Source organism: Nocardia sp. NPDC004340 (assembly GCF_053602575.1).
This window is the reverse complement of record NZ_JBSGDW010000002.1, coordinates 624,681-637,252: the sequence shown is the minus strand read 5'-3', so window position 1 is coordinate 637,252 and position 12,572 is coordinate 624,681. Positions and strand designations below refer to the sequence as shown.

Annotated in this window: 12 protein-coding genes; 7 read left to right on the top strand and 5 right to left on the bottom strand. The window is 70.3% G+C overall.

Translation table 11 applies throughout. The features are described 5' to 3' along the window. Window positions 1–160: 160 nt before the first annotated feature. From ACWEOI_RS10555 to ACWEOI_RS10535, 5 genes are all read left to right on the top strand, one after another. Window positions 161–394, top strand: a complete 234-nt coding sequence (locus ACWEOI_RS10555; protein WP_452359463.1) for a hypothetical protein — start codon at window positions 161–163, stop codon at window positions 392–394. Window positions 395–530: 136 nt separating this feature from the next. After that, window positions 531–1,280 (top strand): ABC transporter ATP-binding protein, encoded by a 750-nt coding sequence (locus ACWEOI_RS10550; RefSeq protein ID WP_357091369.1) that lies wholly within the window; start codon window positions 531–533, stop codon window positions 1,278–1,280. Further along, window positions 1,265–2,833 (top strand): hypothetical protein, encoded by a 1,569-nt coding sequence (locus ACWEOI_RS10545; RefSeq protein ID WP_452359462.1) that lies wholly within the window; start codon window positions 1,265–1,267, stop codon window positions 2,831–2,833. Before ACWEOI_RS10550 ends, ACWEOI_RS10545 begins: the two co-directional genes overlap by 16 nt. Before the next feature lie 121 nt (window positions 2,834–2,954). After that, on the top strand, window positions 2,955–3,629 hold the full coding sequence (locus ACWEOI_RS10540) for a hypothetical protein (RefSeq protein WP_433668579.1): 675 nt from the start codon (window positions 2,955–2,957) through the stop codon (window positions 3,627–3,629). A gap of 743 nt (window positions 3,630–4,372) precedes the next feature. Beyond that, window positions 4,373–4,822 carry a hypothetical protein gene (locus tag ACWEOI_RS10535; RefSeq protein ID WP_452359461.1) on the top strand — a complete coding sequence of 150 codons (450 nt, stop codon included), beginning with the start codon at window positions 4,373–4,375 and terminating at the stop codon, window positions 4,820–4,822. A 39-nt stretch (window positions 4,823–4,861) separates the two neighbouring features. Here ACWEOI_RS10535 and ACWEOI_RS10530 read toward each other — a convergent pair whose 3' ends face one another. Beyond that, on the bottom strand, window positions 4,862–6,010 hold the full coding sequence (locus tag ACWEOI_RS10530; RefSeq protein ID WP_452359460.1) for a GDSL-type esterase/lipase family protein: 1,149 nt from the start codon (window positions 6,008–6,010) through the stop codon (window positions 4,862–4,864). A 110-nt stretch (window positions 6,011–6,120) separates the two neighbouring features. On the opposite strand from ACWEOI_RS10530, the gene ACWEOI_RS10525 reads away from it, so the two are divergent. Next, a complete protein-coding gene (locus tag ACWEOI_RS10525) occupies window positions 6,121–6,594 on the top strand; it encodes a MarR family winged helix-turn-helix transcriptional regulator (RefSeq protein ID WP_357091253.1) in 474 nt (157 codons plus the stop codon). 93 nt (window positions 6,595–6,687) lie between these two features. Next, the gene (locus tag ACWEOI_RS10520; protein WP_433668575.1) at window positions 6,688–7,530 is read left to right on the top strand and encodes a patatin-like phospholipase family protein; all 843 of its coding nucleotides are present in this window, start codon (window positions 6,688–6,690) and stop codon (window positions 7,528–7,530) included. Between the two features lie 16 nt (window positions 7,531–7,546). Here the strand turns inward: ACWEOI_RS10520 and atzF are convergent, their stop codons facing one another. The 4 genes from atzF to ACWEOI_RS10500 all read right to left on the bottom strand — a co-directional run bounded on the left by atzF (window position 7,547) and on the right by ACWEOI_RS10500 (window position 12,561). Beyond that, on the bottom strand, window positions 7,547–9,151 hold the full coding sequence (gene atzF, locus ACWEOI_RS10515) for an allophanate hydrolase (RefSeq protein ID WP_452359459.1): 1,605 nt from the start codon (window positions 9,149–9,151) through the stop codon (window positions 7,547–7,549). Between the two features lie 37 nt (window positions 9,152–9,188). Continuing rightward, entirely contained in the window at window positions 9,189–11,123 is a 1,935-nt protein-coding gene (locus ACWEOI_RS10510) for a 5-oxoprolinase/urea amidolyase family protein (RefSeq protein ID WP_452359581.1), read from the bottom strand. A gap of 74 nt (window positions 11,124–11,197) precedes the next feature. After that, entirely contained in the window at window positions 11,198–11,815 is a 618-nt protein-coding gene (locus ACWEOI_RS10505; protein WP_433668572.1) for an urea amidolyase associated protein UAAP2, read from the bottom strand. Continuing rightward, window positions 11,812–12,561, bottom strand: a complete 750-nt coding sequence (locus tag ACWEOI_RS10500; RefSeq protein ID WP_433668571.1) for a DUF1989 domain-containing protein — start codon at window positions 12,559–12,561, stop codon at window positions 11,812–11,814. Before ACWEOI_RS10500 ends, ACWEOI_RS10505 begins: the two co-directional genes overlap by 4 nt. Window positions 12,562–12,572 lie beyond the last annotated feature (11 nt).

Genomic DNA, 12,572 nt, shown 5'->3' with positions numbered 1-12,572 from the left:
CGGCAACTCGCCGGTGACGAACGAACAAATGTTCGTCACCGGCGAGTCGTCTGCTGAACCGAGCTAGCCTCGACCCCGTTGGCGGTGGTTTCGGACTTCAGCTGCGAATCGGGGGGTGTTTGCCTTGGCGATGCCGGTACATGAGCTGGACAATTCGACTATGCACGTGCCCGCTTCCGATCGCTGGACCGCTGCCGGAATCCCCAACTATTGGCGGCTGGAGACCGCGCGCTTCAAGGGCCAACTGCCCGGCGAAGAACTGCCGATACTGTTCGCCTACGCGCTCGCCGACACCGGTGAGTACGAACTGGTGCGGCGCGCAGCCGCGGGATCCGAGGTCGTCATGCAGCGGCCCTTCGAAATCGCTTTGGACACAGCGAGACTGTTGCCCTAGCCGCCGTCCAGGGGCGGGCTCGTTGCGCCGTGAGAGCCGCTCGCGATAACTCGTTGAACAGCGAGTTCGGACGTATCGTGGGCAAAGCGCCGTGGGGGCGCGCGCGAAGGAGGGGCTTGTGACGACCAACGGGCAGATGGCGCTCGAGCTGAGCGGGCTGTACAGGAGATTCGGCGGGCCCTGGGTGGTCGAGGGCGTGAGCCTGGCGGTGCCGCCCGGGTCGTTCTTCGGGCTGGTGGGACCCAATGGCGCGGGGAAGACGACCACCCTGTCGATGGCGGTGGGGTTGTTGCGGCCGGACCAGGGGCTGGCGCGGATCTTCGGGCACGACGTGTGGGCGGACCCTGTCGCCGCGAAGGCCGTGGTCGGGGTGCTGCCCGACGGGATGGCCTTGCCGGAGCGGCTGACCGGGCGCGAGCTGTTGAACTTCACCGGGCTGCTGCGCGGGATGGACAAGGCGACCGTGGTCGGGCGGGCGGACGAGCTGCTGCACGTGCTCGAGCTCGACGGCGCGGAAAACACTGTGGTCGTTGACTATTCGGCCGGTATGCGCAAGAAGATCGGGCTGGCCACGGCGCTGCTGCACGCGCCGAAACTGCTGGTGCTGGACGAGCCGTTCGAAGCCGTGGACCCCGTCTCGGCGGGAACCATCCGGACGATCCTGCAACGGTTCGTGGCCGCCGGGGGATCGGTGGTCCTGTCCAGTCACGTGATGGCCCTGGTGGAATCGATCTGCGATCGGGTGGCCGTGATCAACCGGGGGCGCGTGGTCGCGGGCGGCACCCTCGCCGAGGTCCGTGGCGACGGGACCCTGGAGGAGGCGTTCGTGCGGCTCGTCGGGGGGCGGGTCGGCGGCGAGGAGGGGCTGTCGTGGTTGGCGTCCTGATCCGGATGCGGCTGCGCATCATCGGACGCAGCCTGCGCGAGAGCCGGTCGGCGCTGAACTTCGTGCTGGGCAGCGTCTTCGGACTGGCGGTCGCCCTGTTCACGGCGGTGCTCATCGCCAAGGGGCACGAGAGCGTGCACGGGGGCGTGACCATCGCCGCCGCGCTGTTCGGGGCCTGGACCCTGGGCTGGATCTGCGGGCCGGTCCTCACCGGAACCAGCGACGAAACCCTGCAACCCGAGCAGTTCCGGTTGCTGCCGTTGACGACTCGGGAACTCGCCTACGGACTCGGGGCCGCCGCGTTCGTGGGACCCGCGCCCATCGTCAACCTGATCGCCTTCGCCGGGCTGGTCCTGCTGGGCGCTCAGATCGGCTGGGCCGCAGCCGGAATCGCGGCGCTCGGCGTGGTCCTGCAACTCGTGTTCGTGGTGCTGCTGGCCCGCGTGGTGGTGGCCTGGCTGGGCGCGGCCATGCGCTCCCGGCGCGGCAAGGACCTGGGCGTGCTGTTCGCGGCGCTCATCGGGTTGGCGTACTACCCGCTGAATCTGCTCATCACCACGGCCGGCCCGAAACTCGACGGCGACCGCGGCGGCCTGTCCATCCTGTTGCGCTCGGTCCCGTCGGGCTGGGCCCCGTACGCCGTCGAGGCCGCTTCCCGAGGCGACTACCTACTCGCGCTGTTGGCGCTGCTCGGTCTGGCCCTGCTGTCGCTGGTGCTGTGGCAGTCGTGGGCGGTGCTGCTGGAGCGCCGGCTCACCACCCCGCCCGCGCCGGAGGCCCAGATGGTCGACACCGGCGGCGGGCTGCTCGACCGCTTCCTGCCCACCACTCCGGTCGGCGCGGTGGTCGCCAAGGAACTGCGCACCTGGTGGCGGGACGGCCGCCGGCGCGCGGCCCTGATCCCGCTGCTGATCATCGGCTTCGTGCTGCCGATCTTCCTGTCGGTCCGCAACGGCGGTAGCGGGACCATCGCGTTCTCGGGCGCTTTCGTGGTGTGGTTGGCCACCATGTCCAGTACCAACCTGTACGGATTCGACGGCACGGCGGTCTGGCAAACGCTGGTGACGCCGGGCGCGGCCCGGGCGGACGTCCGCGGCCGGGCCTACTCCTGGGCGCTGCTGGTCGGGCCGGTCTCCCTGATCTCCACGCTCGTCCTCCCCGGCGCGCTCGGTCTGGCCCACCTGTATCCGTGGGCGCTGTCCACGCTGCCGGTGCTGTTCGGCGTGGGCGTGGGCGCCGTCGTGTATTTGTCCACGCACGCCGCCTTCGCACTGCCGCCGCAGCGCGGAAATCCGTTCGCGGGCACCGGGAACCCCGGCTGCATGAAGATGCTCATGCAGTTGGCGGTGGGCGTGGTGCAGGTGCTGGCCGCCGCTCCCGCCCTGGCCATCCTGGGAATCGGTGCCTACCTGCACAATTCGCTCGTGCAGTGGGCGGCCCTGCCGGTCGGTGTGCTGCTCGGCGTACTCGCCGCGCTGCTCGGAATCCGCTGGGCGACCACCCGATTGGAGGAGCGCGGCCCCGAACTGCTGGCCGAGGTGAAACCCCGTTGACCGCGGCTACTCACCTCGCCGCCGATCATCGGCCTGGAATCGGGTAGCGCACTACTGCCGACATTCCGGGCCTATCCGGCGACGCTGGTCCCACTGCTCGAAACATTGGGAGACAGCGACAGTGGATCAGATCCTGTATTGGAACGCGGTGGCGCTGGAGTCGGACCGCATGGCGCACACCGACACCGGCAGTTCCCGTGCCCTGGCCGTAGTACACCTGGCCATGCACGATGCCATCTTCAGCATTTTCGGTGCACCGCACGGCACCTGGCTGACCGCGCCACCCGTGGCGGCCCCGGGCGCCGCGCCCGACGCCGCCATCGCGGTCGCCGCCCACACCATTCTGTCGGCGCTCTACCCGGAGCGGATCGCGCGGTTCGACAAAGCCCTGCGGGAAGCGGGATTACACGGACGGGGCACCAGCCGGGGCGGCCACCAGGGGCAGGCCGTCGCCCGTGCGATCCTCAACGCCCGCGCGGACGATCCGGAACCGGGTTCCGATATATCGCACGACGGTTCCTCCGCCGCCCCGACCCGCTTCTGCAATCTGATGACCCGCGAGATCGCCATCGTCCAGGGCAATGACGTGGAACAGAACGCCCGCCTGTTCGCCCTGGTCAACGCCGTCCTCGCGGGAACCGCGGTCCGCTGTGGGGACGACGCCGCCTTCGTGGGCACGACCTTCCGGACCATCGTCGGCTACTACGCCGCCGCCGACGGCCCCGAAACCCTGACCGACGACCTGTGGGTCGCCGGGCTGCGGCAGGATCAGGCCGCCGGACCGCGCGTGCACTGAACAGCGGACGGCAAACCTCGTTCGACGGCCGCCTGAGGAACGAAGCCCCGCCCCCAGGAAGGGGCGGGGATGTCACAGTATCCTGGCAGCTCCTTCCCAACCGTACCTAGACGTTGGACTGTGGTCTCAGATGCACCAGACCACACTGCCCAGGGGGAAGCAGATAGCAAGTGATCCATCGACAGGAGTAACGGTCGATGTCGAAATCGCAGGTGCCGTCGCAATGGGGCCGGCCGAAGCCGCCGGAGCTGCGATAGCGCCTAGCGACAAGGCAATAGCGGTTGCGGCCGCGAACTTGATCATTTTGCTGGACATGTTTGTTCCTTGGGGTGATCGAGCGGCGAAATCGGTGACACCAGACAGTGGTCTCACTGCTGTCGTCCGCTTCGCCGCCCTCGGGTGCAGCCCATGACCCGCTTTGTTCCAACCCCGACCAGTTGTCATGGTCCTGCATGGCGAGCGATAGCTACGCGATGAAATTGCCGAACCAGACCCGGTACGGATCGGCCCGGCGCCAGGCACTGTCACGACCACGTCGACCTGGCGGCTCCGGTGCGCATGCTCTGACCGAAGCCGCATCCCTTTCCATGCGTTCGGAAAAGGACGATAATTCAGGTTAGCCGTGATCGGCCACAGTCCGGTAGGGGCACGGTCTTCATTCGTAGGTTCAGCGATGCCTCCACCGCCGCGAGTCGGCCGGCGCTCTCGCCGCGATGTTGATTGGTGGCTGAGGAGACGGAAGCATGCCCGCTCTGGTTGATCTTGCCGTGGGGATCGCACCCGTCGCTGGTGGATTGGCTCTCGGTGCAGCGGCGGGTTATCTGAAGGGCCCGGACGTCCGCAAGACGATCAGCCAGGATATGGAACTGCTGGACCGCCTACCGCCGGAGGAGGCGGAGCGGCGAGCCGAACTCCAACGAGCCATCGATAGCCGCATCGACGACCTGGTCGCGACCGTCAACCGATACCGGCCGCTGCGCAGAGCGGCCGCCTCCTATCGCGGCAGCTTGCGCGACATCCTGCTGTTCGTCTCCGCGATTCTGTTCACGACGGTCTGGTGGAGCGTCGATCACGCTAAGAGCAGCTGGCTACCGATGTTCGTTGTCCTCATCGTGATCTCGGTGTGGGCGTCCGTCTACGTGTTCAGCGGTCTGCGCATCTCCCTACTCAATTTCCGCCGAAGGAAGGACTGATCGAGAGCGCCACCGACGCGCCGCCGGGCTACGGCAGGATCAGGCCGCCGGGCCGCGGTTGCCCTGAAAAGCGGACGGCAGCACGGTGATATCCACCGTCTCCGCCATCGCCCGCGCTCCCGCGTCATTGAGGTGCATGCCGTCGCCGCCGTCGAGGTCGGGGCGGATGAAGTCCGGCCGGGCCGGATCCTCCACGGCCGCGGCCACATCGAAGACGGCGTCGAACACGTCGGTGCCGCGCAGCCACTCGTTGAGCACGTTGCGGACGGGAATGCCGTCCTCCAGTGAGAGTCCGGGGTAAATCGCCCCGGCGAACGGCCCGATGGTGTTGGCGTACACCGGAAGTCCGGCCGCGTGGGCCCGTTCGGCCAGCGCGGTGAACCCGGCGATCAGCGCCTCGGCGGTGGCGGTCCCGGCCAGGATCAGGTCGTTGATGCCGAAGTTGGCCCACACGGCCGCGACCCCGGGCACCGACAACACATCCCGCTCGAACCGGGCCAGGCCGTGCTCGCCGATCTCGTCGGTCAGCAGCCGGTTGCCGCTGATGCCCTGGTTCACCGCCCACCCGGCGGCCAGTCGCTCGTTGAGGACGTCCACCGAGCGCCGGTTGGCGGCGTGGGTGGAACCGACACCCTCGAACCAGGAGTCGCCGAAGGCCACCAGCACCGGCACGTCGGCATCGGCAGCGACGTCGATGCCGGTGAGGAAGAACCGCAGCGCGGTCTCCTCGGCATCGGTCGGAGCAGCGTCGCCGGTCCGATCGCCGGCGCTGATCCAGCTCGAATCCATCGGGAACTGGGCGAATGCGGGCCGCGTCGGCTCCGGCAGGTACACGCTGACCGCCAGTTCGGCGCCCGCCTCCACCGCCAGCTCGACCGGATCGCTGACCAGATCGGCTCCGGCCGGGATCCGCGTCGATGCGGACCCCGCGAACCGCACCTCGGTATCGGTCTCCGCCACGATCTCGCCGCCCGCCTTGCGGAGCGCGACCCGGGCCGCCCCGATCACCAGGTCTTCGGTGCCGTACCGGTTGGTCAGCCGCACCCGCAGGCTCGATCCGCCGCCGGCCACCCGCACCACCTGGCGGACCGTCTCGTCGGCGAAGTCCCGCGGCTCGGCCAGTTTGATCTCCTCGGCCGGATTCACCAGCGGCGCACGGAATCCCGCTGCCCAGCGCTGTGTCGTCATGAGAACCTCCATTTAGTTGCTGTGCGGAATATTGCGCTGACAACAAGATAGCGCATTTGTTCCGCGTGTCAACTATCCCCAGCGAAATCACCTGGTTTACGCTGGTCGGCGTGGATCCCAAGCATCTCTTCGACGACCCTCGGCTGACCGCCGTCGGCCTGCTCTACGAGGCCCATGAGGGGCTCATCGCCCGGCTCGAGGAGACCTGGAAGAGCAATGGACTCTCCGGTCTCGACCTCAATGCACTGATGCGCCTGAGCCGCTCACCCGGCCGCCGGCTACGCATGACCGACCTGGCCACCCAGACCGGTCTCTCGACCAGCGGCGTCACCCGGCTGGTGGACCGCCTGGAACGCAACGGCTTCGTGCGCCGCGAACCCGACCCCGCCGACCGGCGCAGCTCCTACGCCGTCCTCACCGCCGCCGGGGCCACCCGCGTCGCCCGCGTGCTGCCCGCCTACCTGGACGGCATCGACCGCTGGTTCACCAGCCTGCTCACCCCCGCCCAGCTCGACGACCTCACCGCGAGCCTGCGGGTGATCCGCGACGCCACCAATGCCGCGGCCACCCAGATCTCGGATTGAGCCGACATCCCGCACAACCGTCGCGACGGGCGCGCAGCCGGTAACTTGCGAACCGCAGGGTGTGTTTTCCTCGTGGTGAGAAAGTGGGACGGAATGACGACCGAACGTGCGCTGGTCATCGGCGGCGGTGGTGTGGCGGGGATTTCCTGGGCGACCGGCATCGTGGCCGGGCTCGCCGACGCGGGGGTGGATGTGACGGGGGCGGACCTGCTCCTCGGGACGTCGGCGGGGTCGAACGTGACGGCGCAGCTCGGTAGCGGGACCGAGCTCGCGGAACTGGTGCGTCGGCAGGTGGATCCGGCGGTGCAGAGCCGCGAGATCGTGCCGTCCATGGAGAAGTTCGCCGGGCTCTGGGAGACCATGACGGCGATCATCGAAGAGACGCAGGGGGATTCGCCCGAGCGGCGGCAGCGGATAGGGGCGCTCGCGCTGACCGCCGAGACCGTCCCCGAGGCGGACCGCCGGGCCGTGATCGAGACCCGGCTGCCGGTGCACGAGTGGCCCGCCCGCGACCTGCGCATCGTCGCGGTCAATGCCGAGACCGGGGAACCGCGGGTCTTCGACAAGGACTCCGGGGTCGCGCTCGTCGACGCCGTGCAGGCCAGTTCGGCGGTGCCCATGGTGTGGCCGTGCGTCACCATCGACGGGGTGCGCTACACCGACGGCGGCGTCCGGACCTCGGTGAACGCCGACCTCGCCACCGGCTACGCGCGGGTGCTGGTGATCGCGCCCATGCCGGACGAGGAGCTCGAGGCCCAGGTCGCGGGACTGGTCGCGGCCGGGGCGCGGGTCGAGGTGATCGCACCCGACGAGGCGGCCACCACCGCCTTCGGCCTCAATCCCCTCGATACCGCCACCCGGGTCCCGTCACTGGAAGCCGGTCGCGCCCAAGGCAAGTCGGATGCGGAGCGGATCGTAGCCCTCTGGCAGGACTGATCCGGGAAGACCGGCCTCAGCCGACGGCGCCGGCCGCCAGCGCCGCCTTCCAGCCGCCGTATTCGCTGATGTCCTTGGCGGATTCGGCGGCGGCCCCGGCGCAGCCGAAACCGGTGGGCCAGGTGCCGTCGGCCAGCTCGACGGCGCCGAGCTGCATGGGGGCGGGCAGATTCGCGAGGAAGCGGCCGAGGGCGGTGGGGGAGAGCAGCCAGCGCTCCCCGGCCACCGCGACACCGGATTCGGTTGCGGCGACCCGGGTTACGGCCGGTTTGGGCGGAACGGTGTCGAGCGCGCCGAGGCGGTAGTGCGGGGCGGTCTCGACCGGGCCGCCCCAGCGGGCGCCCAGTTCGATCAGCTGGTGTTCGAGGGGCTGACCGCGCAGGTGCGCACCGAAGACGATCAGGTCCCGCACGGGCGCGACGGCCGTCGGCCAGCACCGGTCGAGCGGCGTGCCGGCGATCAGTGCGGCGATGTCGATCGCGACGGCGTCCTCGAACGCGCGGGCCAGCACCGTCACCCCGAAATGCGGCTCGTCGGTGGGGACCGCCACCGCGCACAGGTCGAAGAGGTTGCAGAAGTTCGTGTACGTGCCGAGCCGGGAATTGACGCCGATCGGGTCGGCGGCGACCTCGGCGACGGTCGGGTGGACCGGCACGGTCGGCGTCAGCAGCGCGTCCGCGCCCGCGAGACTCGCCATGGCGGTGGCGCGCAGGCGTTCCAGCGCGGCCAGGTCGGTGACCAGCCGGTGCGCGGGCAGGTCCCGGGCGGCCCGGATGATGGAACCGACTGTGGGATCGACGGATTCGGGATGCGCGTCGACGAACTCGCCGACCGCGGCATAGCGTTCCGCGACCAGCGCGCCTTCGTAGAGGAGTTTCGCGGCGGCCAGGAACGGGGCCGGATCGATCTGGACAATGGTCGCGCCCGCATCGCGCAGCGCCCCGACCGTGCGCTCGAAGGCGTTGTGCCACTGCGGATCCAGGTCCGGCAGCGTTTCGAAGACGGCCACCACCGGCTTGGGTGGAGCGGCCAGACGGGTGTCGGCGGGCCACGGGCGGCCCGCGGCGCCGACGGCCATCACGCCCATGGCGCGGTCGGCCAGGCCCAGGTCGGCGGCGAAGATCGTCACGCAGTCGTAGGAGCGGCACGCGGGCACCACGCCCTCGGTCGAGATCACGCCCACCGTCGGCTTGATGCCGACCAGGCCGTGCAACGCGGCCGGGACGCGTCCCGAGCCCGCGGTGTCGGTGCCGATGGCGATGTCCGCCTCGCCCGCGGCCACCGCCACCGCCGAGCCGGAACTCGAACCGCCCGATACGTATCCGGGCCGCAGCGCGTTCTCGACCACGCCGTACGGCGAGCGGGTGCCGACCAGGCCGGTGGCGAACTGATCGAGATTGGTCTTGCCGACCACGACCGCGCCCGCCGCCCGCAGCGCCGCCACCGCCGGCGCGTCCCGTTCCGGGGCGTAGGCGAAGTCGGGGCAGGCCGCGGTGGTCGGCAGGCCCGCCACGTCCACATTGTCCTTCACGGCCAGTCGCAGCCCCGCCAGAATGCCTGCGGCGGAAGCGATGTCGGTGGCCACCTCGGCATCGTCGCGGCGGTGAATCCACGTGGTCATTCGTGCTCCTAGATCGGGTCAGGGCGGTGGGATCGGGTCAGGGTGTTTCGGCGAGTTCGCCCGCCTCGCGCCAGGAGTTGCGTTCGGCGGTGAAGGCGTCGGCCTGCCGGGCGCGGAAGTCCGCGATGGAGTCGGCGTTGTCGGCCAGGAACTTCCGGTAGTCGGTGAGCCGGAACTCGCCGTCCTCGGCCAGCAGCTGTCCCCGCCCGGCGGCGGTGTCGGCGCGCAGGTCGAGCAGTTCCTCGGCGCTCACCGGATACCAGCTGATCCGGTCGAAATAGCGCAGCAGCCACGGGTCTTCGCCGATCCCGCTGGAGCGGTGGTTCCACACCTGGGTGGTGCGGCCGACGAACTGGTAGCCGCCGGGACCCTCCATGCCGTAGATGCACAGGTACGCGCCGCCGATGCCGACCGCGTTCTCCGGGGTCCAGGTGCGGGCCGGGTTGTACTTGGTGGTGACCAGCCGGTGCCGGGGATCGGTGGGGGTGGCGACCGGTGCGCCCAGATAGACGTCACCGAGGCCCAGCACCAGGTATTCGGCGGCGAAGACGGTGTCGAAAACCTCGTCCACGGAGGCCAATCCGTTCATCCGGCGGATGAACTCGATGTTCCACGGGCACCACGGTGCGTCGGCGCGGACGCCGTGCATGTACCGGGTGATGGCCTCCCGGGTGGACGGGTCGTCCCAGGACAGCGGCAGGCGCACCGTGCGGCTCGGGACCACCAGCTGGTCGGCGGAGGGCAGGTCGGCCTCCACCTCGGCCAGCAGGTCCAGCAGCTTGCGGGTGGGCAGGCGATCGGGATCATTGCGCACCTGGAGCGACCGGACGCCCGGGGTCAGCTCGGTGATGCCCGGCTCGGCGCGTTCCAGCAGCGCCTGGTGCAGGGCGTGCACGCGGGCACGCAGCTCCAGATCCAGTGTCATATCGCCGTATTCGACGAGCAGGCCGTCATTGCCCGCACGGCGGTAGGTGACGGCGGTGTCCGCGCCGTCGCGGCGGGCCAGGACGCCGTCGTCGCCGTCGCCGCCGGTGGACAGCACCACCGGCCACGCGGCGCGGCGCTCGGCGCCCAGTTCCCGCAGCGAGGCCGCGCGTTCGGCGCGCACCGGCACGAAGCGCACGCTGTCGCCCGGGGTGAGCTGGCCCAGCTTCCAGCGGTCGGCGGCGACCACGGTGACCGGGCAGACGAACCCGCCCAGGCTGGGGCCGTCCGGGCCGAGCAGGATCGGGGTGTCGCCGGTGAAGTCCAGCGCGCCGATGGAGTACGCGGTGTCGTGGATATTGGAGGGGTGCAGGCCCGCCTCGCCGCCGTCCGGGCGCGCCCACTGCGGCTTCGGCCCGATCAGCCGGACCCCGGTCCGATCGGAGTTGAAGTGCACCTCGTAGTCGGTGCCGATGATGGTGTCGAAGTCGGCGCGGGTGAAGAACTCCGGCGCACCGTGCGGGCCCTCGGTGACCGCCAGCTCCCACCGCCGGGTCAGCACCGGCTGATCGTCGCCGGGCACCCCGGCCGTGACCCGGCCCGCCGGGCCGAGCTCGAACGCGTCGTCCGCGGCCAGCGCGCGCCCGGTGCCGCCGCCGAACTTGCCGAGCGTGAAAGTCGAACGGCTGCCCAGGTATTCGGGCACCTCGATGCCGCCCGCCACCAGGACGTAGCACCGCATGCCGGGCCCGCGCACCATGCCGACATCCAGCACCCCGCCCGCGGGCACCAGCACGCTACGCCACTGCCGGACCGCGCGGCCGTTCACCGTGACCGGCGCCGGGGCGCCCGTCACGCACACCCAGGTGTCGCTGTCGAAGCGCAGCGCCGGGCCGCCGAGCGTGCACTCCAGGCCCGCCGCGCCCTCAGGGTTCCCGAGGGCCCGATTGCCCAGCCGGAACGACAGGTCGTCCATCGGGCCCGACGGCGGCACACCCACGTGCCAGTAGCCGACCCGGGCGGGCCAATCCTGCACCGTCGTCTGCATGCCAGGGCGGACGACCCGGAAAGCCGGTGCGGGGGAGGGCTTCTCGGTCACCGCGAGATCGGGGAGCACGGCAGTCATCGGGTCACCACCATGCGGACGGGCGTCGGGTCGAAACCGTTGCAGGGATTGTTGATCTGCGGGCAGTTGGAGACCAGCACCAGGGTGTCGATCTCTGCGCGCAGGGTGATGGTCTTGCCGGGCGCGGACAGGCCGTCCACGATGCCCAGCGTCCCGTCCGCCTCGACCGGAACATTCATGAACCAGTTGATGTTCGAGACCAGGTCCCGTTTGCCCAGGCCCCACTTCAGGCCCTCGGCCAGGAAGTTCTCCACGCAGGCGTGCTGATGGCGGGTGTGGTGGCCGTAGCGCAGGGTGTTGGACTCCTGCGAGCACGCCCCGGCCACCGTGTCGTGATTGCCGACCTCGTCGGCGACGACCGTCATGAGCGGAGTGCCCGCCTCGGTGAGCAGGACGCTGCCGGTCCCCAGGAAGATATTGCGCTGCGCGGTGATGGTGGCCTGGGCGCTGTAGCGGTCGGCGTGGTCCGCGGCGTTGTAGAGCAGGCAATCCACGGCCTGATTGCCGTGCAGGTCGATGATCTCCAGCTGCTCCCCGGCGCGCACCACGGCCGACCAGGGCGCGCGAGCGGGGACCGTCTCGTCGAGGACGACCGTGCGGGTGGTGGTGATCATGCGCGTGCCTCCAGAGTGCGTGCGTGCCAGTCCTGTTCGGTGTTCTCCACCGCGCGCAGGTATTCCGGGTCGGGGTTCGGGGACAGGGCGAGGTCCGCGGGCGCGGACCAGGCCACCAGATCCAGCGGGGTCACCGGGGTGGGGTCCAGCGGGTGCTCGGCATTGGCGACCAGCAGCGTCACCGGCAGGTGGACGAGCAGCTCGACCGCCGCGCCCGCGCCGCCCGTCCCACCGGTGATCGTCAGCGCGCCATCGGTTTCCACGCGCACGCCCCGGAAGAACGACACCGTCGGCCCGATGTCGCGGGGCTCGAGACCCTGCTTCACCCCGGCCATCCGCAGGCCCTGGCGGGCGGCGGGCGACGGTCCGCACAGGGTGTCGTGGCTCCCCGAGGTGTCGGTCAGCACCGTGGCCAGCACCCGGCCCTGATCCGACAGCAGCGGATGACCCACGCCCAGGTAGGCCTGCCACGGCACCTTCACCGTGTCCGCGACATTCAGCCGCTCCCACGGAGATTCGGCCCGCAACAGCAGGACGTGCGCGCACGCCCCGCCGTCCGGATCGGACAGCCGCACCCGGGTGCCGCGGGCCAGCACGACATTCGCGTAGCCACCGGCCGGAATCCGCTGGGCGACGGTGATGTTCGTGTTGTCGACATCGGCGGGCAGCTCCGGTCCGAAGTCGGCGGCGGCCGCGGCCTGGGCGCGGGCGTGGTCCCGCGCTCCCGTGGTGTTCGCTGTGGTCATTGCTACTCCGT

Coding starts and splice junctions, on each gene's coding strand:
- atzF (WP_452359459.1), bottom strand. CDS start 9,151: ATGACCACGTGGATTCACCGCCGCGACGATGCCGAGGTGGCCACCGAC.
- ACWEOI_RS10520 (WP_433668575.1), top strand. CDS start 6,688: ATGACGACCGAACGTGCGCTGGTCATCGGCGGCGGTGGTGTGGCGGGG.
- ACWEOI_RS10510 (WP_452359581.1), bottom strand. CDS start 11,123: ATGCAGACGACGGTGCAGGATTGGCCCGCCCGGGTCGGCTACTGGCAC.
- ACWEOI_RS10500 (WP_433668571.1), bottom strand. CDS start 12,561: ATGACCACAGCGAACACCACGGGAGCGCGGGACCACGCCCGCGCCCAG.
- ACWEOI_RS10555 (WP_452359463.1), top strand. CDS start 161: ATGCACGTGCCCGCTTCCGATCGCTGGACCGCTGCCGGAATCCCCAAC.
- ACWEOI_RS10505 (WP_433668572.1), bottom strand. CDS start 11,815: ATGATCACCACCACCCGCACGGTCGTCCTCGACGAGACGGTCCCCGCT.
- ACWEOI_RS10530 (WP_452359460.1), bottom strand. CDS start 6,010: ATGACGACACAGCGCTGGGCAGCGGGATTCCGTGCGCCGCTGGTGAAT.
- ACWEOI_RS10535 (WP_452359461.1), top strand. CDS start 4,373: ATGCCCGCTCTGGTTGATCTTGCCGTGGGGATCGCACCCGTCGCTGGT.
- ACWEOI_RS10550 (WP_357091369.1), top strand. CDS start 531: ATGGCGCTCGAGCTGAGCGGGCTGTACAGGAGATTCGGCGGGCCCTGG.